The organism is Candidatus Competibacteraceae bacterium, assembly GCA_016713505.1.
GTDB lineage: Bacteria > Pseudomonadota > Gammaproteobacteria > Competibacterales > Competibacteraceae > Competibacter_A.
The window spans coordinates 2508343-2531370 of the sequence record JADJPA010000001.1 but is presented as its reverse complement, the minus strand read 5'-3'; the positions used below and the strand labels follow the sequence as shown (position 1 = coordinate 2531370).

Genomic DNA, 23028 nt, shown 5'->3' with positions numbered 1-23028 from the left:
TTGCTGTTGGGACTCGTTTCTGGCTAAAATCATTCATTTAGTTTGCCACTCCTGAACTGAAAGACCGTTGCGACATGCCGCATTCAAAGAAAATCCGTAGCTTGTTTTTGCCGTTCCTCGCGTTTGTTGTATTGCTGTCGAACGGGGTTCCCGTTCGAGCCGAGCCCGTACCGCCACCGCCGCAAGTGCCGGTGCGCGGTTACGTGTTGATGGATTATCAGAGTGGCAACCTCCTGGCCAACATGAAGGGCGACGAACGGATGGAGCCGGCCAGCATCACCAAGCTGATGACCGGTTATGTGATCTACAAGGCCCTGAAATCCGGCAAGATCCATCTGGACGATAAAGTCACCATTACCGAGCGGGCTTGGAAGGTGGTCGGTTCCAAGATGTTCGTCAAGGTCGGCACTCAGGTGCCGGTGGAAGAATTGTTGATGGGCATGGTGGTCCAGTCCGGCAATGACGCGACCGTGGCGCTGGCCGAGCATGTGGCCGGTTCCGAGGAAACCTTCGCCAAGCTGATGAACCAGGAAGCGGAGCGGCTGGGCTTGAAGGGCAGCCACTTCACCAACGCGGCCGGCTTGCCCGATTCCAACCATTACATGTCCGCTCGCGACATCGCCGTCTTGACGCGGGCGCTGATCCGGGATTTTCCCGAGCATTACGCGCGTTATTCGGTGCGCAGCTTCAAGTACAACAATATCGAACAGCCCAATCGCAATCGTCTGTTGTTCACCGATTCCTCGGTGGATGGCGTCAAGACCGGCCACACCGAGTCGGCGGGCTACTGTCTGGTGTCGTCCGCCAAACGTAACGACACCCGTCTGATCGGCGTGGTGTTGGGCGCCGCCAAAGAGAAAGACCGCTTTCAAGCCAGTGAGGCGCTGCTGAACTACGGCTTCAGCTTTTTCGAAAGCCGCAAGCTGTACGATGGCGCTACCCCCATCGTTAGCTCTCGCATTTGGAAGGGGAAGGAGAATGAGCTTCCGTTGGGAGTGGCCTATCCTTTGTACGTGACCGTGCCCAAGGGGCAAGCGCCGCAGGTCAGCACCACCACCACCGTTCAGCCCAAAATCGTCGCGCCGGCGCAGAAAGATCAGCCCTTCGGCGAGATCGTGGTCAAATTGGGCGATCAGGAAGTGAGCAAGATTCCTTTGGTCGCACTGAAGGAAGTGCCGGAAAGCGGCTGGTTCGGACGTTTGCTCGATTCGATCTTGATGTTTTTCTATTATCTTTTCCATTGACCGCGAGTGATGGATGTTAAAGCGCCTGGACCGGATGACGGTTCGCTGTTGCGGTTTCCGTGCGATTTTCCCATCAAGGTCATGGGGGCCAGCACGGCTGAACTGCGCCTGCTGGCTATCGAACTGGTGCGCCGGCACGTTCCCGATCTGAATGAGGCGCAAGTGCGAGTACGGGACAGCCGCGCCGGTCGTTACCAGTCAGTGACGGTGACGGTGCGCGCCCGAGACCGCGAGCAATTGGACGCCATCTATCGGGAACTCAGCGGCCACCCGCAAATCGCGCTGGTGCTGTGATCCCGACCGCGCCCGTCCGGCGGGCCGAGCCGTTGCTGCTGCGTCGGTTGGGACGGTATGATTATCGAGCGGTATTCGATGCGATGCGCGCGTTCACCGCGCGCCGGGACGTTGCGACCCCGGATGAATTGTGGTGGGTCGAGCATCCTCCGGTCTTTACCCAAGGCCAAGCCGGCAAGGCGGAGCATTTGCTGGCGCCGGGAGAGATTCCGGTGGTCCAGGTGGATCGCGGCGGTCAGGTGACTTATCACGGCCCCGGTCAATTGGTGGTGTACTGTTTGCTGGACGTGCGCCGGCTGGGATTGGGCCCGCGCGCGCTGGTGACGGCGCTGGAGCGGTCGGTGATCGAATGGCTGGCCGACCGGGGCGTCGCCGCGCGCGCCCGACCCGATGCGCCGGGCGTTTACGTGGCGGATGCCAAGGTGGCGTCGCTGGGCTTGCGCATCCGGCAGGGCCGTTCCTACCACGGCCTGAGTCTCAACGTCGCCATGGACTTGGAGCCGTTCACTCGCATCAATCCTTGCGGTTATCCCGGCTTGCGGGTGACTCAGTTGCGCGAGATCGGGATCGAGCTGACGCTGGAAGCCGCCGCCGAGGAGTTATTACCGCGCCTCGGCCACAAACTGGGCTACACTTGTTTCGGCCATTGTGCGGGTTTGCCTTGATGGCTGCTATTTTTGTTCCGCTGCCGGATTTGACGGGCAATAACGGCAAACCCTTGAATCGAATCTTGGGTGTTCGCGCGTTCACTTTCAGGAACCCATTATGTCCGAACCTACCAGTCCTCGCGATGCCGTGGCCGGTTCCCTCGAACCCACCCTAACCCAACCCGCGGTCCGACCGGATTCCCGCCAAGGTGAGAAGCTGCGCGGCGCGGAAAAAGTCGCCCGCATTCCCGTCAAGATCGCTCCGACCGACCCCAAGCAGCGCCCGCGCAAGCCCGCCTGGATCCGGGCCCAATTCCCCGGCACGGCGGAAGTACTGCGGCTGAAACAGGTTTTGCGGGACAATCGGTTGCATACGGTCTGCGAGGAAGCCAACTGCCCGAACCTCGGCGAATGCTTCGGCCACGGCACGGCCACCTTCATGATCATGGGCGATATCTGCACCCGGCGCTGCCCGTTCTGCGATGTGGGACACGGCCGGCCCAACCCGCTCGATCCCGACGAGCCTGACAACTTAGCCCGCACGGTGGCGGCGATGGGTTTGAACTACGTGGTGATCACCTCGGTGGATCGAGATGACTTGCGCGACGGCGGCGCGGCCCATTTCGCCGCTTGCGTCCGAGCCGTGCGCGCCGGGCGACCGGGAATCGTCATCGAAACCTTGACGCCCGATTTTCGGGGGCGCATGGATGTGGCGCTGGCTATTCTGGAGCAGGCGCCGCCGGACGTGTTCAATCACAATCTGGAAACCGTGCCGCGCTTGTACCGGAAGGCCCGACCCGGCGCTGATTATCAGTACTCGCTGGAGTTGTTGCGGCGCTTCAAGGAGCGCCAGCCACGCGTTCCCACCAAGTCGGGCTTGATGCTGGGTTTGGGTGAAACGCTGGCGGAAATCGAGGAGGTCATGCGCGCGCTGCGCGCCCACGCGGTGGACATGCTGACGCTGGGCCAGTATTTGCAGCCCAGCCTCCACCATTTGCCGGTCGAACGCTATGTGCCGCCGGAGGAATTCGAACAACTGCGGGTGTTCGGCGAGTCGCTGGGTTTCACCCACGTGGCCTCCGCGCCCATGGTGCGTTCCTCCTATCACGCCGATTCCCAAGCCAAGGGCGCCGGCGTGGGCTGAACGCGACCCCGAGACGGGCGTTGTTTTTCTCGCCTGAGCGGTAGGTCTGTAGCCGGAGAAAGGAACCGCGGGGCTTCTTTAGCGAGGAGTTTAGCCGCTTATCAGGCGGGTGAAGCCCTCGGGCGAGACTCGATGGGCTTGATCCCGCTGGCAGCGCGGCTATCCACCCTTCTGACAGCGGCCGCACCGGCGAGCGCGCCGCCAAGGGAAGCGCGCCGTTATTTTGGAGTTTTTTCGCATGAAGAAAGCCAGCGACAAGATCGGCAAAGAAGGTTTTGAACATCAGTCGAGCGGCGCGGTTGCCATGCCTGCCGCACCCACTCATTACGTGGCGGTCGGCGCGTCGGCGGGAGGTCTTGAAGCGATCGAGCTGTTCTTCAGCCACATGCCGCCCGAAAACGATTTGGGCTTCATCGTCATCCAGCACCTCTCGCCGGATTACAAAAGCTTGATGGTCGAGCTGCTGTCTAAAAAGACCCTCATGCCGGTCCGGCGGGCGGAAGATGGAATGCTGGTGCTGCCCAACCATGTTTACCTGATTCCGCCGAAGAAAAATCTCACCATCTTTCACGGCAAGCTGCTGCTGAGCGAACAAGATCACAGCAAGGGCGTGAATTTGCCGATCGATGTGTTCTTGCGCTCGCTGGCCGAGGATCAGAACGAAAAGGCGGTGGCGATCATCCTCTCCGGCACCGGCAGCGACGGCACGCGGGGCGTGCGCGCCATCAAGGAATACGGCGGCATGGTCATGGTGCAGAGCGAGGAAAGCGCCAAGTTCGACGGTATGCCGCGAGCGGCCATCGCCACCGGTTTGGCCGACTTCGTGCTCCCGCCCGACCAGATGCCCGATCAACTGCTCTCCTTCGCCAAGCACCCCTATATCACCAAGGTCGAACGCTCCGAAACCCTGTTGAGCGACGAACAGGGGTTGACTCGGATCTTTGCGATCCTGCGGGAGAAGTGCAAGGTCGATTTCACCTTCTACAAACCCAGCACCGTCACCCGGCGCATCGAGCGCCGCATGACCATCAATCAAACCGACGATATCAGGGACTACGTCGCCTTTCTTTCCAACCGTCCCGGTGAGGTGGTGGCGCTGTATCGCGAGTTGCTGATCGGCGTCACCAGCTTTTTTCGCGATCAGGAAGCCTTTGATCGGCTGGCGCAAATTGCGCTGTCGGAGATTTTCAAGAACACCGAAAGCCGGGAAAGCCGTTTTTGGGTGGCGGGCTGTTCCACCGGCGAAGAGGCCTACAGTTTGGCCATCCTGGCCCGCGAAACGATGGAGCAATTGGGCGTTTCCCGCGATGTGAAAATTTTCGCCACCGACATCGACCGCGACGCCATCCACTTCGCCGCCAACGGCTGTTTTCCCGAAAGCATCGCCGCCGATGTTTCGCCCCGGCTGCTGGCCAAATATTTCTACAAGAAGGAGGACAACTTTCAGATCGCCCGCAACATTCGGGAAATGGTGGTCTTCGCCCAGCATAACCTGATCAAGGACCCGCCGTTCACCAATATCGGTTTGATCAGTTGCCGCAACCTGCTCATTTACCTTCAGCCGATTTTGCAACGCAAGGTGTTGGAGTTTTTCAATTTTTCGCTCAATCCCGGCGGCGTTCTGATGCTGGGGACCAGCGAGACCACCGGCGACATGACCGACTATTTCGAAGTGCTGGATTCGAAATGGAAGCTTTACCGCTCGAAAGGGCGTCTCAAGCCCTTGTCCGACGCCACCCACCTGCTGTCCGTGACCGACACCCGCGCTCGCAATCTGCGGGGTCAATTCGCCACCGTGCGCCGCAGCGTGCGCCTGAGCGAGGAAGAGCGAGTGCTAGAGCGCCTGCTGGACGCGATCACGCAGGCCTATATTCCGCTGGCGATCACCGTCAACGCGCAACTTGAAGTGCTGCATGTCCTCGGCGACGCCGGCAACTATTTCAAGCTGCCCTCGGGCAAGGTGGTCAACGACATTTCCAAGATGGCGGCTCGCGAGCTCGCCGTCCCACTGGCCACCGGCATTCAAAAGGTGTTCCGCCAGCGGCAGGAACTGCGCTTTTCCAACATCCGCCTGTCCCAGGAAAGCGGAGTCCGGGTGGTGGATTTGCGCATCCGCCTGCTGCCGGAGAAGAAAGGTCAGGAATCCCTGGTGGTGGTTTTTATCGAGGAAGTCAAAAAAGACGAATCGCTGGAGGCGGACGCCGACATTCAGTCCTACGATTTATCCAAAGTGGCCGAAGAGCGCTTGCGGGATCTGGAGCACGATCTGCAATTCACCCGCGAGAACCTGCAAGCCACCATCGAGGAATTGGAAACCTCCAACGAGGAGTTGCAAGCCACCAACGAAGAGTTGCTGGCCAGCAATGAGGAGTTGCAATCCACCAATGAGGAGTTGCAATCCACCAATGAGGAGCTGTTCACCGTCAACACCGAATATCAGAGCAAGATGATCGAGTTGACCGAGTTGAACAACGATGTGGAAAATCTGTTGGGCGCGACCCGGTTCGGCCTGCTGTTGCTCGACGAAAATCTGGAAATACGACGCTTTTCTCCAGAAGTCGCTCATGTTTTCAAATTGTTGAACAGCGATGTCGGTCGGCCCATTACCCACATCTCTCACTATCTGACCAACGGCGATCCCGTTCGGATGGTTCAGGAAGTCCAGGCGACCAGCCAACCGCTGGAACAGGAGGTCCGCACCCAAAAAGGGCGCTGGTATCTGTTGCGGGCCGTACCCTATACCGTGGGGCCCAAGTCTTTTTCCGGTATTGTGCTGTCGTTCGCGGATGTGACCCGCTTCAAGGAGCTGCAACTGGAATTAGTCGAACGGGAGGCCATTCTTAAGCAAACCACCCGCTTGGCGAAGGCGGGAAGCTGGCGGTTCATTCTCGCCGGCGGTGAATATCGCTGGTCGGAAGAGGTTTTCCGCCTTTACGGCGTCGAGTCCGGCCAGCAGCCTTCCGTGGAGGAGAACATCAATTTTTGCGTGCCGGAACAGCGCCCAGCCATCACCGATGCCTTCCGGCGCGCTTGTCACGAAGGCGTGCCTTACGATTTGGTGTTGGACATCGTTACGGCCAACGACCGGCGGCGCCGGGTGCGGGCCACGGGCTGGCCGGTCGTGCGAGACGGACAGGTGATCGAAGTGTCGGGCGTTTTCCAGGAGCTGGCCGAAGCCTGACTCGACGTGGTTGCCCGCCAGCGAGGCGGCGCGCAGCCGCGATCCACAACCAGCACCCTCATTTAGCGCCATCGAGCGGGGAAGGTCGATGAAGTCGGATTTGGGCGACCGCCAGCAAGCGCTGCGCGAGCGAGCGGAAGCCATGCTTTCCCGGTCCCGCCGCGAGCGGCGCGACCTTTCGCCGGCCGAGGTCGAGAGCATCATCCACGACTTGTCGGTCTACCAGATCGAACTGGAGCTGCAAAATGAGGAGCTGCGCGACGTTCAAGCGCAGCTCGGCCGCGCCAGAGATCGTTTTGCCCGGCTTTACCATCAGGCGCCGGTCGGTTACCTGACCCTGGACCCCAACGGCCTCATCGAGCAAGCTAACCAAACCTTCGCCGACATGGTGGGGCGGCAAGGCGCCGAACTGGTCGGACGAGCGCTGGTCGATTTCATGATCGCCGCGGATCAGGCCATCTTTCGTGGCCGCTTCAAGCCCTTTTTCACCAATCCGGACGGCAAGAGCATGGATGTCACCCTGCAAGGAAGCGGCTGCCGTGCCTTGACGGTGCGGTTGGCCGGCAGAAGGGCCAGCCGGGGAGCGTCCGCTCAAGCCAGCGCCGGCCATCCCGTGCTATTGGTGGCCGCCAGTGACATCACCGAGCGCAAGCGCGCGGAGGAGGAACTACAACGGCTGTCGCTGGTGGCCGCGCACAGCACCAATGCCATTTTCATCACCGATGCCGAGCGCCGCATCGAGTGGGTCAATCGCGCGTTCACCCGGTTGAGCGGTTTTGCAACCGCCGAGCTTCAGGGCCGACCTTTAAGGGATGTGTTGCGGGGCGCGGAGACCGATCTCGCCACCCTGGCGGCCATCGAGCACGCGATGAAAACCGGCGGCGGCTACGAGGGCGAAATTCTCAGCGACCACCGCGAAGGCTCGACCTACTGGACGCAGCTGTTGATCGATCCGGTGCGCGATGAGGCGGGGCGCCTCATCCGCTTTATCGGCGTGCAAACCGATATCACCGCGCGCCGGCAGGCCCGATTGGCGCTCCAGGAAAAAAATGCCGAACTGGAACGATTCATTTATCTGATTTCACACGATTTCAAAAGCCCTTTGGTCACCATCAAGGCTTTTTTGGGCTACCTGGAGCGGGATTTGATGCGATCCGACACCGCTCAAATCGCGCAAGACTTGGTTTACATTCACGCCGCCGCCGACCGGATGAGCCAGTTGCTGGAGGAGTTGCTGGAGCTGCCGCGCAACGGGCGGATCGAGCGTCCGCCGGTGCGGGTCGACTTCCAGGATTTGGTCGAAGAGGCCCTGCGTCTGACAGCGGGTGGTATCACCGAGCGGGGAGTGACGGTGCGGTCGGACCGGGCGGCGGTCACGCTGGTGGGTGACGGCGCTCGCTTGCTGGAAATCTGGCAAAATCTGATCGAGAACGCCGTCAAATACATGGGCGAACAGAGCGTGCCGCGCCTTGAGATCGGGGTCGAGCGCCGAGGCTGGGAGCTGGTTTTTTACGTGCGCGACAACGGAATGGGCATCGAGCCACGCGATCAGGAACAAGTGTTCGGCTTGTTCGAAAAACTCGATCCGCAAAGCGAAGGAACGGGCTTGGGGCTGGCGCTGGTCAAACGCATCGTCGAGAGCTATCGCGGTCATATCTGGCTGGAGTCAGCGGGCCGCGGCCAGGGAACCTGCGTTCGCTTCACCCTGCCCGAGGCCGTCGAAGAGCGCTGCGAGACCCAAGAATAAATGCCGTCCTCTGGGTGGGGTGGCCGAGCCGGGCCAACGCACGCCGGACGCACGGCGCCCGTTTGGACATTGTTGCCCGCTTCCGTCGGCCTGGTGCCTTGCCAAAACGCTGGCTGCTTGACCGAGCCTACCAGGTGGATGAAATCGTGTGTGAGGAAACCGTGTTGACTGTCGACCCCCTGAGAATTTTAATCGTCGAAGATGAAGCGGCCCATGCCGAAGCGATTCGCCGCGCTTTCCAGAACGCCGGCACGACCGCCGCTATCGATAGGGTCGGCACGCTGCGCGAGTACCGCGCGTGGATCGCCGCCCGCACCCCGGATATCGCCTTGGTGGATTTGAATTTGCCGGACGGGCGGGGGGTGGAACTGTTGAAGCCTCACGCGACGGCCGGCGAGTTCCCTATCCTGATCATGACCAGTTACGGTAACGAGCAAATCGCGGTGGAAGCCTTAAAGGCCGGCGCGCTGGATTATGTGGTCAAGTCCGCCGGGGCGTTTGCCGCCATGCCGCGCGTGGTGGCCCGCGCCGTGCGCCAGTGGCGGCTATTGCGGGAGCATCAGGAAGCGGAACGGATCTTGCGCCAGTCCGAGCGGCGCTTTCGCGCCGTGGCGCGGCTGTGCGCGGACTTTGCCTACTCTTGCCTGCGCGACGACGCAGGCCATTATCGCGTCGATTGGCTGACCGATACGTTCCATACGCTGACCGGCTTCAGCGAAGCGGAAGTGCGCGAACACCGAGACTGGTGGTTCGTGGTGCATCCCGAGGATCGCGAACCCTTCTTGGCATTGTTGGGCCAGTTGGAACCGGGCCAGACGACACGCCACGAATTTCGGGCGATCCTGCATGATGGCGAGATCCGTTGGTTTGCCCAGCGCATCGAGTGCGCGGCAGAGCCTGAAACACCAGAGCGCTGGCGGATTATCGGCGCCGTGCGGGAGCTGACCGAACGGCGGGATTCCGCGCGGATTTAGTCAGGGTCACGCCCGAGATCGCCGTCGCGCGCTGGTTGCGCGCAGCCGGCAAAGCCCTGGCCCGGTCAATAACCCGCCGCCGATCCGCCCGGCCGGCGGAGGTCGGAAAAGCCGTACAAGCCTTCGGGCTGGCGCACGATGCTTTGGGTGTCGCCCAGCGCATCCTTGACCGCGACCGTGTGACCGAGCTCGCGCAGCAGACGCACGGTGTCGGGGCTAAACCCTTCTTCGATCCGCAATTCGTCCGGCAGCCATTGATGGTGAAAGCGGGGGGCGAGGGTGGCTTGGGCGACGTTCATGTTGTGGTCGATGACGTTCGAAATGATTTGCAGCACGGTGGTGATGATGCGGCTGCCGCCGGGGCTGCCGGTGACCAACACCGGCTGGCCGTCCTTGAGGACGATGGTCGGACTCATCGAGCTGAGCGGGCGTTTGCCGGGCGCCACGGCGTTGGCGTCGCCGCCGATCAGGCCGTAGGCGTTCGGCGTGCCGGGCTTGGCGGCGAAATCGTCCATTTCATTGTTGAGCAGGATGCCGGTGCCTGCCGCCACGATGGCGGAACCGTAAGGAAAATTCAGCGTGTAGGTCACGGCGACCGCGTTGCCGTCCCGGTCGATCACCGAATAATGCGTGGTCTGCTCGCTTTCATGGCGTTGCGGTTGGCCGGGTTTGATCTCGGAAGCCGGCCGGGCGCGGTTCAGGTCGATGCGTCCCGCCAGTTCCTTGGCGTAGGCTTTGGACGTCAGGCCGGCGACGGGTATCTTGACAAAATCGGGATCGCCCAGATATTCGCTGCGGTCGGCATAGGCCACTTTCATGGCTTCGGTCATGCGGTGCAGGGTGGCGGCGCTGCCGGCGCCCAACTCAGCCAGCGGCCAGGTTTCCATCATGTTGAGCAATTGAATGAGATGGACGCCGCCGGAGCTGGGCGGCGGCATCGATAGGATATCGTAACCGCGATAGCTGCCGCGCGCCGGCTGCCGGACCACCGCCCGGTACTTCTTGAGATCGTCTAGGGCGATCAGGCCACCGTGCGCCTTCATGTCGGCGACCAGCCGGCGAGCGATTTCGCCTTGGTAAAACGCCGGTGGACCTTGTTCGGCGATCAGCTTGAGCGACGCCGCTAAATCCGGTTGCGCCAGCGTCTCACCCGTTTGATACGGCGAGCCGTCGGGCTTGAAAAATTGTTTTAGGCTGGCCGGCCAGCGCGCCATGCGCCCGCGGGATTCCTGAAGCGATTGGGCCAGTTCGGGGCTGACCGCGATCCCTTGTTCGGCCAAACGGATGGCGGGCGCGAGCAGTTGCGGCCACGGCAAATGGCCGTGGCGGCCGTGAGCGAGCGCCAGTCCGGCCACGGTGCCCGGCACGCCGGCGGCCTGATGGCTGTGGCGGATGCGGGTTTCGTCCACCTCGCCCTTTTCATTCAGATAGAAATCTCGCCGGATGGCGGCCGGTGCGACTTCCCGAAAGTCGATGGCTTCGCTTTGCTTTTCAGCGGCATCGTAAACCAGCATGAAGCCGCCGCCGCCCAAATTTCCGGCCTGGGGCAACGTGACCGCCAGCGCAAAACCGATCGCCACCGCGGCATCCACCGCGTTGCCGCCTTGCCGCAGGATAGCCACGCCGACTTGAGTGGCTAGCGCTTCCTGGGTGACGGCCATGCCGTTGCGAGCCGCGACCGGATGGATGCGGTCGAGGAGGTTGTAGGGGGTGACATCGGACCAGCCCGTACCCGGCGACAGCGCGCACAGCAGAGCTGACAGGAGCGGACCAAGCCAGCGCGAACGCTGAATCGATTGGCGCATGAGACCTCCATTCCAACACCCGCTTGCGGCAACACCACCACGCCGTTACCGAAAACCGGCCGGAGGCCAACCGCGCGGCGGCGCTGTGCTTCAAAACAGCTTGAAAACGTACCCCAACAAGGCAGCGGCCGAACCGACCAACGCGACGATGCCCAGCGTCAGCGCCAAGGTGACGCGTGAGGCCAAGGAGCTTTCGGCCGACGCGCCGAGGTTGGCGCCGGCTTGCAAAATCGCCCGCTCGGCGGTTTCCCGAGCAATGGTTTCGATCACCGGTTGAATGCCCGAGCGGACCGTTTGCACGAGCTGCTGTTTGAATTCCGGGTTGGCTGTGAGCAGGGTCAGGTTGGCCTTGCTCTGCTGGTCGATCTGAGTTTCGAGTTCCTTGAGCAATTCCTCGCGGTTCAGCTCCAAGCTCCGGGCGACGTTGCGCTGGGAAACGCCTTCGCTGACTTCGCGGGCCGCTTGTTCGGCCACGCTGCGAGCGCTTTCCTGGGCGGCGCTGCGCGCCGTACGTTCGGCGGTGCCTCGGGCGATTTCGGTAGCCACCTGTTTGGCGGCTTCCTGAGCGGCGCGCACCGCCGCGTGGGCCGCGCGCCGTCCCAGGTCTTCGGAAACGCCGCGCGCGGTTTGCGTGGCGATTTCCCGAGCTAAATTGGGCACCAGTTCTTGAATGATGTCGCGAGCGACCTTCTCGGCCGCCGCCCAGGCGACGCGTTCGGCGAGCTGCTCGATATCGCCAGCGCCCTCAGCGAGCGTTGGCGTGGCTGGCGCCTCTCTGGTCGCGAGCGAAGGCGCGGCGGGAGCCGGCGTCGGTTTTTCGACCACGGTCGGCATCGGAATCGCGGTCGCGGGGGTCGCCGCTTCTTCCAGCGAGATGACGGCGGTTCCTTCACCGACGGCGCGCAGCACGGCGTCGAGCTGGTTGGGGGTATAAGGCTTCGACAGAAAACTGACCGCGCCGCTTTCCTTGGCATCCCGCTTGTCCTCGTCGGTGGCATTGGCGGAACACATGATGATGGGCGGAGAATCCTGGAGGTTTTGCCCGGTGATGGCCCGGCTGGTTTCGAAACCGTCCATGCCGGGCATCATGACATCCATGAAAATGATATCGGGTTTCTTGTTGTCCAGATATTTGATGCAGTCTTCACCCGATCCGACCCAATCGACCTCGACACCGCGCTCCAGCAGCAGCTTGCGCAAGGTGAGATGAGCAACTTTCGAGTCATCCACCACCAGTGCCTTTTTGATGTTCATTCAAACCTCCTACAGCATCAGAATTGTTAGTTATATTGGACGTGGTGCGGTTTTGCAACGAGGCGCGGCAGACTTTTAATCGGACAAACGACAAACGTCTCGCGTTTGCGAGTCGATGACATTATATTAATAAGCAATTGGAACCTAGATTGAATATACGGATATACACTTCCTTCCCTTTGTCGCCCTCCTTGGCCGACAGCTCTTGGTAACTCCCCTGAGGAATAGGTCATGAAGAGAACCGTGCTCGCACTTTTTATTCCCCCGGCGGCCGTGGTCCGTTACGGCTGCGTGGCCTGCACCGCCGCCCCGATCGGCGTGTTCTGGTTGAGCGGTTTGGCCAGCATCGCCTACGGACTAGGCACCGCGGCGGGCGGTCCCGTCGCGTTGGGCGTCCTGCTGTGGCTGATCGCGGCCGGCTGGGCGCGCTTGGTCATTCGGGGCGTAGCAAGCGATACGCTGCAACGTAAAGATAGCACACAAGCGAATCTGGCGATACCACAGTTGGACGAGTCTGACCCATTCACCCAACTTCGGACCCCCCATTAAGCCTCATCGCGTTGCGATAGAAGCAAAGAGGGAGGCTAAAAGCCTCCCTCTTGCGTTTTCGGAGGATCGCTCAGGGATGCTCGTCGGCCGTTTCCTTGGCGCGGGGCAGCAAGTCCTCGCGGCTGATGCCCAGATAGAGCGCGGTGGCGCTGGCGATATAGATTGACGAGTAGGTGCCGACCATGATGCCGATGATCATGGCGATGGAAAAACCGCGCATCACCACACCGCCGAAGAAATACATCACGATCACCGACAGCAGCGTCACGAAACTGGTCATGATGGTGCGCGAGAGCGTTTCATTGATCGACGAGTTCATGATCTCCAGCGTGGAGCCTTTGCGGCGCTTGCGGAAGTTCTCGCGGATGCGATCCAGCACCACCACCGTGTCGTTGACCGAGTAGCCGATCACCGCCAGCACCGCCGCCAGCACTGTCAGATCGAACTCGATCTGAAACAGCGAAAACCAGCCGACCGTGAACAGCACGTCGTGGATGGTGGCGGCGATGGTGCCGACCGCCAGCCGCCATTCAAAGCGGAACATCACGTAGACCAGGATGCCGGCCAGCGCGCCGAGCGCCGCCAGTCCGCCTTGTTCCACCAGCTCCTGGCCGACTTGCGGGCCGACGAATTCCGCCCGCGCCAAGGTCGCGCCCGCGCCGCCCTCGGCGGTTTGCAGGGCGCGCAGCACCTCATTGCTCAGCGTGGCGGCGTTGTTCTGTTCGCCGTGCGGCGGAATACGAATGAGTACGTCGCGGGCGGTGCCGAAATGCTGGGTTTGGGCCGCGCCAAAACCAGCCTTGGCCAGCGTTTCACGGATCTTCGGAATTTCCACCGGTTGCGGGTATTGCACTTCCAACACCGTGCCGCCGGTAAAATCCAGCCCCAGATTCATGCCTCGGACCAGCAGCGCGATGATGGCGATTAACAGCACCACGACCGACCAGATCATCGCCAGCTTGCGCCAGCGCAGAAAATCGATGTGGGTGTCGTAAAGGCTGAAGAAGGGTCTCATGCGTGTTTCCATCCGCCGTTCAGACGGTCAATGTGTGCAGCTTGCGGCCGCCGTAAAGGAGGTTGACCAGCGCCCGCGAGCCGGTGACCGCCGTGAACATGGAAGTCAGGATGCCGATGCTGAGCGTGACCGCAAAGCCCTTGATCGGGCCGGTGCCAAAGCCGAACAGCATGATCGCCGCGATCAGGGTAGTCAGATTGGAATCGAGGATGGTGTCAAACGCCCGGTGGAAACCGGCGTGAATCGCCGCCTGCGGGCTGTTGCCGTTGCGCAGCTCCTCGCGGATGCGCTCGTAAATCAGCACGTTGGCGTCCACCGCCATGCCCATGGTCAGCACGATGCCGGCGATGCCGGGCAAGGTGAGGGTCGCTTGCAGCATCGACAGAGCGGCGATCAGCAGCACGACGTTGGCCACCAGCGCGGCGGTAGCGATCAGACCGAAGATTTTGTAACGCCAGATCATGAAACCGGCGATTACCAGCAACGCGATGGCGGCGGCGCGGAAGCCCTGGGCGATGTTTTCCTTGCCGGCGCTAGGGCCGACCGTGCGCTCCTCGATGATTTCGATGGGGCTGACCAGCGCGCCGGCCCGCAGCAGCAAGGCCAGATCGCGGGCCTCGCGGGTGCTGTCCAGGCCGGTGATCTGGAAGCGCCGGCCCAGCCGGTCGCGGATGGTGGCGACGTTGATCACCTCTTCAACGGTGTAGGTGTTCTTTCTAAGTTCGCCGTCCACCCGTTTGGTTTCAGTTTTATTTTCGATGAACACCACCGCCATGCGCTTGCCGATGTTGTCCTTGGTGCCGGCTTCCATGCGGCTGGCGCCTTTGCCATCCAGTGAAATGAACACCGCCGGCCCACCGTTCTGCTGGTCGAGGCCGGAGGAAGCGTCGACGATGGAATCACCGGTCAGCATTACCCGTTTTTGCAGGAGCACCGGCCGGCCTTGCCGGTCTTTGTACAACCGCGAATTGATGGGAATCCGATTGGTGCTGGCCGCTTGAGTCCAATCGTTTTCCTCATCGGCCAGCCGGAATTCCAGGGTGGCGGTCGCCCCCAGGATTTCCTTGGCGCGGGCGGTATCCTGAACGCCGGGCAGCTGCACCACGATCCGGTCGCTGCCCTGCTGCTGGATGATCGGTTCGGCGACTCCCAGTTCGTTGACCCGGTTGCGCAGGGTGGTGATGTTCTGTTGCAGGGCGAAATCGCGTTTTTCCTTGATTTCGCGCTCGCCGAGTGTCAGCTTGAGGCCGAGCGGCCCTACCTCGCTTTGTTGCAGGTTGCCGAGGCTCTTGCGCAGCAGCGGCGCGGCCTTGTCGCGTTCGGCGGCGTCCTTGAACTCGACCTGGACGCCGCCGGTCGCGGCGCGGCCCACCGAGGTGTACTGCACTTTATCGTTGCGCAATTGGCTGCGGATTTCATCCACGTAGCTGTCTTCGACCTGCTTGACGGTGGCGTCCATGTCGACTTGCATTAAAAAATGCACGCCGCCGCGCAAATCCAGACCCAGATACATCGGATTCAGGCCGAGCGCGCGCAGGAAGGACGGCGCCGAGGAGGCGAGATTGAGGGCGACGATATAGTCGCGGCCCAAGCGGTCCTTGAGGATGTCGGCGGCTTTGAGTTGTTCTTCAGAGTCGGAAAAGCGGATCAACAGACGGTCAGCTTCCAATTCCAGGCGTTTGTGCGGCAGCTTTTCGGCTTCGAGTACGGTGCTGACCCGAGTTTGAAACGCGGCGTCGATGGGAATGTTGGCGCGGGCGCCGGAAATCTGCACGGCGGGATCTTCGCCAAACAGATTGGGTAGCGCGAAGATCAGCCCCCAAAAAATGACGAGGCCGATCAGCAGGTATTTCCACCAGGCGTATTGGTTCAGGGCGTGCGGAGTAGACATGAAACGGTGATTCCCGCGTGAGCGCCGGGGGCGCGATTACAAATTTCCTTTAAAGGTGCCCTTGGGCATCAGCGAGCCGATCGCTTGCTTTTGAACCCTGATCTGCACGCCGTCGGCGATTTCAGCCTGAACGAAGTTGTCGCCTACATCGGTGATACGCGCCAGCACGCCGCCACCGGTGACGATTTCATCGCCTTTCTTCAGGCCGTCCACCATTTGCTTGTGTTCCTTGGCGCGCTTGGTCTGCGGGCGGATCAACAGGAAGTAAAACGCCGCGATCAAGATGATGGGAAACAGCAGGTTCATCAACCCCATCGCGCCGTTGGCGGAAGCGCCGGTGGCGGTCTGAGCGGCGGCGTCTTGGATGAAGAAGTTCAATAGGCTTTCCATGGGACTCCTCGGTGATAGCTAGCCTCGTGCCGCGGGCGCGCTCGCAGCGAATCGGGAAGGGCAGGCGGCATTGGTGCGGGGGCGGGGTTCGAGGCTGATTTTTAAAGCGCGTCATTATACACGGGTAGGGCGATTTGCCCGCGCTTTTCGTAAAGTTCCGCGGCGAATGTCGCCAGTCGCTGACCGGCGATGGCTTCGCGCAGGGCTTGCATGAGCTCCTGATAGTAGTGCAGGTTGTGAATGGTATTGAGCCGGGCGCCGAGAGTTTCGCGGCACTGGTCCAGATGGCGCAGGTAGGCGCGGCTGTAATGGCGGCAGGTATAACAGCCGCAGCGTTCGTCCAGGGGGCGGTCATCGTGGCGATAGCGGCTGTTGCGGATGCGGATGTCGCCGTGATGGGTGAAAAGATGGCCGTTGCGGGCGTTGCGAGTCGGCAGCACGCAGTCGAACAAATCGACGCCCCGACGCACCGCTTCGACGATGTCTTCCGGCTTGCCGACGCCCATCAGATAGCGCGGGGCCTCCGGCGGGAGCAGCGGCACGGTCGCGTCGAGAATCCGCAGCCGCTCCGCCGATGGTTCGCCCACCGCCAGCCCGCCGATGGCGTAGCCGTCGAAACCGATCTCGCGCAAGCCCTCCGCTGAAATCCGGCGCAGGGTTGGATACATCCCGCCCTGCACGATGCCAAACAGCGCGGCGGGGTTGTCGCCGTGGGCGATCTTGCTGCGTCGCGCCCAGCGCAGCGACAGTTCCATGGATCGACGCGCTTCCGTTTCGGTGGCCGGATAGGGGGTGCATTCGTCGAAAATCATGACGATGTCCGAGTCGAGCGAACGCTGGACCGCCATTGATTCCTCCGGTCCCAGAAATACCGTGCCGCCGTCCACCGGCGACTGAAATTTCACGCCGGCTTCGGTGATCTTGCGAATCGCCGCCAGGCTAAATACCTGAAAGCCGCCGGAATCGGTCAGAATCGGCCCGTTCCAGTGCATGAAACCGTGCAAGCCGCCGTGTTGTTCGATGATGGCCGCGCCGGGCCGCAACATCAGGTGAAAGGTGTTGCCGAGGATGATTTCGGCGCCGCTGGCGCGCACCTCCTCCGGGGTCAGCGTCTTGACTGTGCCGTAGGTGCCGACCGGCATGAAGGCCGGGGTTTCCACCGTGCCGCGTGGGAAGCTCAACCGGCCGCGGCGCGCCGCGCCCTCGGTGTTAAAGACTTCAAAATCCATGATGTGGATAATAGTGCTCGTGTGTTGCGGGGCGCTTATCTTGACGAGAAGGCGCGGCGCTGACAAGGTCGGATCGGGGGTGGATGGCTTGAAATTCCGAGGGTTCGCGAATTTTTGAAGGGTGAGCGACATGCGTCATTTTGGTTTGGTTGCAACGGTTTTGATGGTTTGCGTTCAGCCTATTGTGGCCGTAACCGCGGAGTTGACTCGGTTGACGGTCGGATCGGCGGAATTTCAGGTGGAGTTGGCCCAAACTCCCGAACAGCGCGAACGCGGTCTGATGTACCGCGCCGCGCTGCCTGACGACCGGGGCATGTTGTTCGTCCAGCCGCCGGGACCGGCGGTATTCTGGATGAAAAACACCCTTATCCCGTTGGATTTGCTGTATTTTGACAGCGAAGGGCGCTTGTCTCAGATCGTGGCGGAAGCGCCGCCCTGCAAGATAGCGAACTGTCCGCTTTATCCGAGCCAGACGCCGACCGTGCGCTACATTTTGGAGATCAACGCCGGTGAGGCGGCGCGGCGCGGCATCCGCATCGGCGAGCGGCTCACATTCGAAAAACCGCCATCTCCGTGAGTGGCGATTCAAAAGGATCAAGGCGTGTGACGAACGACGCACCACCCCACGAAGATGACAGCCGGCCGTGTTTCATCCGGTTCGGCCGGGCCGTTTGCGGCGAGCTGAGTCAGGCCGAGCGGCGCGAATGGTGGCTGGCGAACGGCTTGGGCGGCTACGCGGCCGGCACCGTGGCCGGCACTTTGACCCGTTGTTACCACGGTCTGCTCATCGCCCCGGTGCGGTCGCCGTTGGATCGCCGGTTGCTGTTCGCCAAGGCTGACGCCATTTTGCTGGACGGGGCGCAGGAAGTTGCCTTGTGCAGCAACCGCTGGAGCGAGACGGTCGTCGATCCGCGGGGCTACGTGCATGTCGAATCCTTCCGCCTGGAAGGCCGGATGCCGGTCTGGCGTTTTGCCGTGGGCGATCTCGTGTTGGAGCAGCGGATTTGGCTGGAGCCAGGCGCGAATACCACCTATGTGGTTTATCGCTTGCTTTCGAACGGTGCCGGACGCAGCCCACTTTTGCGGGTGCGGCTGTTGGTCAACAGTCGCGACCATCACGCCACCACCGAAATGGCAGCCTTTCAACCGGTGATCGAAGCGCCAACCCCGTCCGAGCGGGTGATTCGTACCGCGGAGACTGCGCTACGACTATGGGTCGTCGGTGGTGTGATCGAGGGTGAGGTGACTTGGTTCGAAAATTTCGATCTGCCGCTGGAGCGGGAGCGGGGTCTGGCGGACCGCGACCACCATCTTTGTGTGGGCGAAGCGGTGCTGCCTTTAGCGCTTGGGGTGTGGACGGGAGTCGTCGCCAGCCTTGATGAGCGTAACTCGCTGGATTTGAACGCGGCGTTGCACCGCTGCCAGCGGCGAGAAATGGACTTGTTGGACCACGCGCGGGAGCGCGGGCCCGAATTGCGCCGGGCGCCGGACTGGATACGGCAATTGGTGTTGGCTGCCGACAGTTTTGTCTTTGCCCGGCCGCTGCCGGAGCTGCCGGAAGGCCAATCGGTCATCGCCGGTTATCCCTGGTTCGGCGATTGGGGTCGGGACACCATGATCGCGTTGCCCGGTCTGACGCTGGCTACCGGATGTGACGATGTCGCCCGTCGCATCCTGCTCACCTTCGCCCGCTTCATCGATCGGGGCATGTTGCCCAATGTGTTTCCCACGGCGGGAGAGGCACTGGCTTACAATACCGTCGACGCCGCGTTATGGTACGTCGAAGCATGGCGGGCTTTCCTGGAGGACAGGAGTGAAACCGATCTCTTGCTTGAAGCCTTCCCAGTCTTGCAGGAGATCGTGGCTTGGCATGTCGCCGGAACCCGTTACGGCATCGGCATGGATCCCCGCGATGGGTTGTTGCGTGCCGGCGAGCCGGGCCTGCAACTGACCTGGATGGATGCCAAAATCGATGATTGGGTGGTGACGCCGCGCATCGGCAAGCCGGTGGAGATCAATGCGCTCTGGTATAACGCGCTGCGCGTCGTGGCCGATTGCGCTCGCCGGCTCGGCCAGTCGTCGGCCTTTTACGAAGGGCTGGCCGCGCAATCCCAGCAAGGTTTCCAGCGCTTTATCCGCCCCGATGGGGAGGGATTGTTCGATGTGCTAGACGGTCCCGATGGCGATGATGCGCGGATTCGTCCGAACCAGCTTTTGGCGGTCAGCCTGTCGCACAGCCCGCTCGATTCCAGCGCCCGACAGGCTGTGATGCGGGTTTGCGGTCGCGAGTTATTCACGTCTTACGGCTTGCGTTCGTTGACGCCGCGTCATGCTGAATTCACAGGCTGCTACAGCGGCGGCGTTTTAGAACGCGACGGCAGCTATCACCAGGGTCCGGTTTGGGGTTGGCTGCTGGGTCATTATGCGCTGGCGGTTTATCGGGTGCATGGCGATGCCGCTAAGGCGCAGGCCTGGCTGGAGCCGATCCGCGATCACCTGTTGGATGCGGGTTTGGGCACCATCAGCGAAATTTTCGATGGCGCGCCGCCTCACTCTCCTCGTGGCGCCCCTTCCCAAGCTTGGTCGGTCGCGTGCGTGCTCGAAGCTTGGTGGCGGCTTGAGCGGTTGAAAGGCCGGTCGAATCGACCATCAGGCGCTGGTTGAGAGCGGTATCGAGTCCGGCGGGTTGGCGGTGTCGCTCGGTGGCCGCGCGGCGTGGTGGCTTAAGCTCCGGTAGGCTCCGGTGGCCGATAAACGCCACCGGAGTCCTAAGAGCACAGCTTGGCGCGGGGATTATTTCACCGGTGTATTCATATCGGTTTGAATCTCGCTCAGAGTCAGGGCGCGGTTGTAGATGCGAACATCATCGATGCGGCCACTGAAATATTCTCCCCAATGGCTGCTCCCGCCGATTCTCAATGGATTGGCAGAGATTTCCATGGTGCCGCTCACCGAGCGTTGAGCCACCAATGTGCCGTTTAGGTAAAGGCGCTCCGCGGTACCGTCATAAGTGGCGGCTAGATGAGTCCAGCCGTTGCCAGGCAACGCGGTATCGCCGTAGAGCAATGGGTAACTACCGATTTTGGCGCCCATGGCTGGCGCATTGCCAAAAGCCGTGCTGGCATAAAGGTAGTAAAGAGAATCTATCTCTTTGACAATCACGGGCTTCCAGCCCTCGTTAGTGCTGGGATATACCCATGCTTCCAGCGTCATTCCGGTCGTCAGGTCCAGGCTGGCCGAGTCGTTGACCGTGACTAAATCGTCAACCCCGTCAAAGGATAACGCTTTCCCGTACTTGCCGGCGATCCGAGTGGAACCGCTGATGGTGCCCTGGTTCCCTTGCCCGGAAGTGTCGAGCGCGGTGGTGCCGCTGGCCTCTTCAAAATTGTAAGCAGCGACCAAGCCGCCCGTTTTGGTACCGGCGCCAGCCACCGTGATATAGCTGGTCTGCGTCTTGCTGTTGCTGCCGGCTGGTCCAGTAGCGGTCAGGCTGACTGTGTAAGTGCCTGTCTTGGAGTAGGTATGCGTAGGATTGGCTGAGGTGCTGGTCGTGCCGTCACCGAAGTTCCAGGAGTAACTGGTGATGGTGCCGGTCGACGTATTCTTGAACGTCGTGGACAGCGGCGCTGGTCCCGAAGTGGGGGTTGCGCTGAAACTGGCTGCCGGCGAAGCCGCTGAAATCGAAATGTAGTTGGTTTTAGTCGCGGTATTGCTGCCGCCGGGCCCCGTGGCGATGAGCTTGACGGTATAAGTGCCGGGGTTGGTATAGGTTTTGATGGCGTTTTTGGCGGTGCTGGTGGTGCCGTCGCCAAAATTCCAGGACCAACTCGTGCTGTTGCCGGTCGAGGTATTAGTGAAGTTGATCGAGGTTGCGGTGGTGGCGCTGGTCGGGCTGGCGCTGAAGCTGGCGACAGGCGCCGCCGTGCTAGGGGGGGTAGACGCGCTAGGCACGGAAACCGAAACGTAATTGGTTTTGGTGGCGGTATTGCTGCCTCCCGATCCGGTGACTGTGAGCTTGACGGTATAAGTACCCGGACTCGAATAAGTCTTCGCTGGATTTTGCGTGGTGCTGGTGGTGCCGTCGCCAAAATCCCAGGAGCGGCTGGTGATAGTGCCGGTCGAGCTGTCGGTGAAATTGATCGCCAGAGGCGCGGCGCCCGTCGTTTTGTTGGCGCTGAAATTGGCGGTGGGAGCCGCCACGCTCGCCGTGATGGTTTTGCTGACCTCGTTAGAATAGTCGCTGCTGTTGCCGGCGCTATCGAAGGCTTTGACCGCGAAATAATAGGTTCCGGCCGGCAAATCGGGGGTTGTGTAGCTGGTGGTGCCAATCAAGTTCGGGGTGGCGGGTGCGGTGGATTGGTAATTATGACTTTGAGAGCCGTAAGACACCCGATAGCCCGCCACCGGGCCGGAGCTGGCGCTCCAAGTCAGGGTCAGCGTGGCCGCTTGAACGGGTAAGCTGGCAAGAAACAGGAAAAACATCAAGCCAGCAAAGAAGAGCGCGCTGCCTGGAGAAGCAATGGCCAGCGCCGGTTTCCTTGATAGGAGTCTTTCGCATTTCGCTTCGCGATTATCGAAAGGGGACGCTGCGGCCATGCTCGTCGTTATACTTTTTATCGGTTGGGGCGAGCGACTCAAGGGGTGCGACGTATGAGGCCCGAATGAATTGATGGTGAGTAAGGGATAAGCGTTAGCGAAAGCGAGCATTGGAGCGGTCTCCCGTATGCTTTTTGATGGATGGGAAGGCGAGGGATAAAGCTTTAATCGTTCAGAACGCTAGTCCTCAAAGTAGCGCCATGATTTCGAGCGTGATGCGGCACTGGCGGATTGACTGATTCTGCCCAAGCGAGTGTCGCTAACGACTTGGGCTATCGAAGGGAAGTGCGGCGCTGGGGCTGGGCAGTCAAGGTTTTGGGGGGGGCGTATGGGTTGCGACGTTTTTTTATTCATTGTTTTTTTGTTGAGCAACGCAACGTACAAGACGGTCGTTTTATCAGAAAGTCAGGTAGTTGCCGTTAAGAAAAGTAGTGGTGGGCCTCAATATATTTTCGATAGTTGGGTTTTTATTGGCTACCTCAATGCGGCAAGGGTAACCGTTAATTCTGACCGATATGGCGGGTTATTTAGAATAGCCGTGCGGCGCTATCCTTCCGTCAGTCATTTGATGTTTTATAAATCAGCTTAACAATATTAAGCAAGGTAATTTTAATGGAAATATTTTAGAAATACTTCTTTCACAAAGCGCATAAAGCGTTATAAATTGAACATCTGATTAATTAAAGACTATTGCTAACTTGTTGGAAATTCGCTGTTTTTATAGTTCACCTCATTTGAATTATTGAGGAGAATTATTTGACTGGAAAGCATCCTACAATATTAAAAACGATATTGAAACCCCTTTGAGTATATTAAAGCGCAACTACCGGTAAGTGGCTATTTCTTTTTACATCAAACTTACTCGTATTTTAATTGAGGGGAGAAAACGGATTTTAAGCGAGCGGTGTTTTAAATTGAATGGCTTTTTATTTGGCAGAAAACCAGATTTAAATGAAATTAATGTATTATATTGTATATTATTATTATAATCATTTATTCTAATTATGTATATTAATTTTTCTTATGTATATTTAATGATGCATATTCGGGGCGATATGCTCGCTTGAA

The 23028-nt window shown here is 60.4% G+C and carries 17 protein-coding genes and 2 pseudogenes; 10 read left to right on the top strand and 9 right to left on the bottom strand.

Features of this window, described 5'->3' with window-relative positions:
* The first annotated feature begins 74 nt into the window (after positions 1-74).
* The 7 genes from IPK09_11515 to IPK09_11485 all read left to right on the top strand — a co-directional run bounded on the left by IPK09_11515 (position 75) and on the right by IPK09_11485 (position 9231).
* Positions 75-1244, top strand: coding sequence for a D-alanyl-D-alanine carboxypeptidase (locus IPK09_11515; GenBank protein ID MBK7984239.1), 1170 nt, complete (start codon positions 75-77; stop codon positions 1242-1244).
* Between the two features lie 9 nt (positions 1245-1253).
* A complete protein-coding gene (locus tag IPK09_11510) occupies positions 1254-1538 on the top strand; it encodes a DUF493 domain-containing protein (protein ID MBK7984238.1) in 285 nt (94 codons plus the stop codon).
* 32 nt (positions 1539-1570) lie between these two features.
* Entirely contained in the window at positions 1571-2203 is a 633-nt protein-coding gene (lipB, locus tag IPK09_11505; GenBank protein MBK7984237.1) for a lipoyl(octanoyl) transferase LipB, read from the top strand.
* A gap of 100 nt (positions 2204-2303) precedes the next feature.
* Positions 2304-3329 (top strand): lipoyl synthase, encoded by a 1026-nt coding sequence (lipA, locus tag IPK09_11500; GenBank protein MBK7984236.1) that lies wholly within the window; start codon positions 2304-2306, stop codon positions 3327-3329.
* A 304-nt stretch (positions 3330-3633) separates the two neighbouring features.
* Positions 3634-6510, top strand: coding sequence for a PAS domain-containing protein (locus tag IPK09_11495; GenBank protein MBK7984235.1), 2877 nt, complete (start codon positions 3634-3636; stop codon positions 6508-6510).
* An 88-nt stretch (positions 6511-6598) separates the two neighbouring features.
* Entirely contained in the window at positions 6599-8257 is a 1659-nt protein-coding gene (locus tag IPK09_11490; protein ID MBK7984234.1) for a PAS domain S-box protein, read from the top strand.
* Positions 8258-8391: 134 nt separating this feature from the next.
* Complete coding sequence (locus IPK09_11485; GenBank protein ID MBK7984233.1) at positions 8392-9231, top strand: response regulator; 840 nt, start codon at positions 8392-8394, stop codon at positions 9229-9231.
* 65 nt (positions 9232-9296) lie between these two features.
* Here IPK09_11485 and ggt read toward each other — a convergent pair whose 3' ends face one another.
* Both ggt and IPK09_11475 read right to left on the bottom strand, forming a co-directional pair.
* Entirely contained in the window at positions 9297-11036 is a 1740-nt protein-coding gene (gene ggt / locus IPK09_11480; GenBank protein ID MBK7984232.1) for a gamma-glutamyltransferase, read from the bottom strand.
* A gap of 90 nt (positions 11037-11126) precedes the next feature.
* On the bottom strand, positions 11127-12290 hold the full coding sequence (locus IPK09_11475; protein ID MBK7984231.1) for a response regulator: 1164 nt from the start codon (positions 12288-12290) through the stop codon (positions 11127-11129).
* Between the two features lie 231 nt (positions 12291-12521).
* Between IPK09_11475 and IPK09_11470 the strand changes: the two genes are divergently transcribed.
* A complete protein-coding gene (locus IPK09_11470) occupies positions 12522-12839 on the top strand; it encodes a hypothetical protein (GenBank protein MBK7984230.1) in 318 nt (105 codons plus the stop codon).
* Between the two features lie 70 nt (positions 12840-12909).
* Here IPK09_11470 and secF read toward each other — a convergent pair whose 3' ends face one another.
* The 4 genes from secF to tgt form a co-directional block, all read right to left on the bottom strand.
* Positions 12910-13854 (bottom strand): protein translocase subunit SecF, encoded by a 945-nt coding sequence (gene secF, locus IPK09_11465; GenBank protein MBK7984229.1) that lies wholly within the window; start codon positions 13852-13854, stop codon positions 12910-12912.
* 19 nt (positions 13855-13873) lie between these two features.
* On the bottom strand, positions 13874-15727 hold the full coding sequence (gene secD / locus IPK09_11460; protein ID MBK7984228.1) for a protein translocase subunit SecD: 1854 nt from the start codon (positions 15725-15727) through the stop codon (positions 13874-13876).
* Positions 15728-15781: 54 nt separating this feature from the next.
* A complete protein-coding gene (yajC, locus tag IPK09_11455; protein ID MBK7984227.1) occupies positions 15782-16135 on the bottom strand; it encodes a preprotein translocase subunit YajC in 354 nt (117 codons plus the stop codon).
* A 101-nt stretch (positions 16136-16236) separates the two neighbouring features.
* Positions 16237-17364 carry a tRNA guanosine(34) transglycosylase Tgt gene (gene tgt / locus IPK09_11450; GenBank protein MBK7984226.1) on the bottom strand — a complete coding sequence of 376 codons (1128 nt, stop codon included), beginning with the start codon at positions 17362-17364 and terminating at the stop codon, positions 16237-16239.
* A gap of 211 nt (positions 17365-17575) precedes the next feature.
* Between tgt and IPK09_11445 the strand changes: the two genes are divergently transcribed.
* Together IPK09_11445 and IPK09_11440 are read left to right on the top strand one after the other, a co-directional pair.
* The gene (locus IPK09_11445) at positions 17576-17941 is read left to right on the top strand and encodes a DUF192 domain-containing protein (GenBank protein ID MBK7984225.1); all 366 of its coding nucleotides are present in this window, start codon (positions 17576-17578) and stop codon (positions 17939-17941) included.
* Positions 17942-18015: 74 nt separating this feature from the next.
* The gene (locus IPK09_11440) at positions 18016-20028 is read left to right on the top strand and encodes a glycogen debranching enzyme family protein (protein MBK7984224.1); all 2013 of its coding nucleotides are present in this window, start codon (positions 18016-18018) and stop codon (positions 20026-20028) included.
* Between the two features lie 129 nt (positions 20029-20157).
* On the opposite strand, the gene IPK09_11435 is transcribed toward IPK09_11440, so the two are convergent.
* The 3 genes and pseudogenes from IPK09_11435 to IPK09_11425 all read right to left on the bottom strand — a co-directional run bounded on the left by IPK09_11435 (position 20158) and on the right by IPK09_11425 (position 22071).
* Positions 20158-20853, bottom strand: a complete 696-nt coding sequence (locus IPK09_11435; protein MBK7984223.1) for a LamG domain-containing protein — start codon at positions 20851-20853, stop codon at positions 20158-20160.
* A pseudogene (locus IPK09_11430) lies at positions 20848-21141 on the bottom strand (PKD domain-containing protein). Before IPK09_11430 ends, IPK09_11435 begins: the two are co-directional and overlap by 6 nt.
* Before the next feature lie 228 nt (positions 21142-21369).
* Positions 21370-22071, bottom strand: a pseudogene (locus tag IPK09_11425) (PKD domain-containing protein).
* Positions 22072-23028 lie beyond the last annotated feature (957 nt).